Origin of the sequence: Propioniciclava sp. MC1683, from assembly GCF_014164675.1 — a bacterium.
Classification (GTDB): Bacteria; Actinomycetota; Actinomycetes; order Propionibacteriales; family Propionibacteriaceae; genus Propioniciclava.
Map to the genome: position 1 here is coordinate 1 of NZ_JACJFX010000102.1, position 1,132 is coordinate 1,132.

At 65.0% G+C, this 1,132-nt stretch carries 1 protein-coding gene; it reads left to right on the plus strand.

Annotated features, from left to right (window positions below):
- Positions 1–51: 51 nt before the first annotated feature.
- The coding region (locus tag H5397_RS17410) for an IS256 family transposase (RefSeq protein WP_255439039.1) at positions 52–1,132 on the plus strand (1,081 nt) is incomplete at its 3' end.

Consider the following 1,132-nt stretch of genomic DNA (forward strand, 5'->3'; position numbering starts at 1 on the left):
GGTGCTGTCAGATGGTTTGTGTAAGCGGTCCTTCTACCGGAAGGAACCATGATGAGTGTTGTGACCGATACGACGAATCATTCGAACAGGCTGTCTGCTGCCGAGCGACGTGCTTTGCGGGCTGAGGCTCCGGGATCGAAGGCTGCCGCTGACCTGGTGGCTTCGGGCGCTCTGGACGGTTTGTTCGCCCGCATCGATGCCGGCGAGATCGATCTGGCCGGGGATGGCGGGTTCATCCCGGGTTTGATCAAGGCCGCCCTCGAGCGCGGCACGCAGGTCGAACTCACCGACCACCTCGGCTACGAGAAGGGTGACCCGCACGCCTCGGCGTTCCCGAACTCGCGTAACGGGACGACGCCGAAGACGGTCGCGACCCAGGTCGGGGACGTCGACTTGGACCTCCCGCGGGACCGGCTGGGCACGTTCGAGCCACGCCTGGTACCGAAAGGGACGCGCCGGTTGAACGAGCTCGATGAGATGATCATCGCCTTGTACGCCGGCGGGATGACGGTGCGTGACATCGAGTACTTCCTGCGGTCCACGCTGGGTACGGAGTTGTCACACGAGACGATCAGCAAGATCACCGACACCGTCGCCGATGAGGTCCTCGCGTGGCAGCAACGCGCTCTGGACGCCTTGTACCCGGTCATCTACTTGGACGCGATCATGGTCAAGGTCCGTGACGGCGCGCACGTGACGAACAAGGCCGCCCACCTGGCCGTCGGGGTGGACATGGACGGCATCAAGCACGTGCTCGGCATCTGGCTGCAAACCACCGAAGGAGCGAAGTTCTGGGCCGGCGTGTGCGCCGACCTGGCCAACCGCGGCATCCGCGATGTCCTCATCGTGTGCTGCGACGGCCTGGTCGGGCTGCCGGAGGCGATCGAGGCGACCTGGAACGAAGCGACCGTGCAAACCTGTGTCGTCCATTTGATCCGGGCTGCGATGCGGTTCGTCGGCTACCAGGACCGCAAGGCCGTGGCGGCGGCGTTGAAGCCGATCTACACCGCCTCAGACGCGAAGGCCGCGCGCAGCGAGCTGGACGCGTTCGCTGACGGCCAGTGGGGCAAGAAGTACCCCCACGCGGTCAAGACGTGGGAGAACGCGTGGGAACGCTTCATCCCGTTCCTGG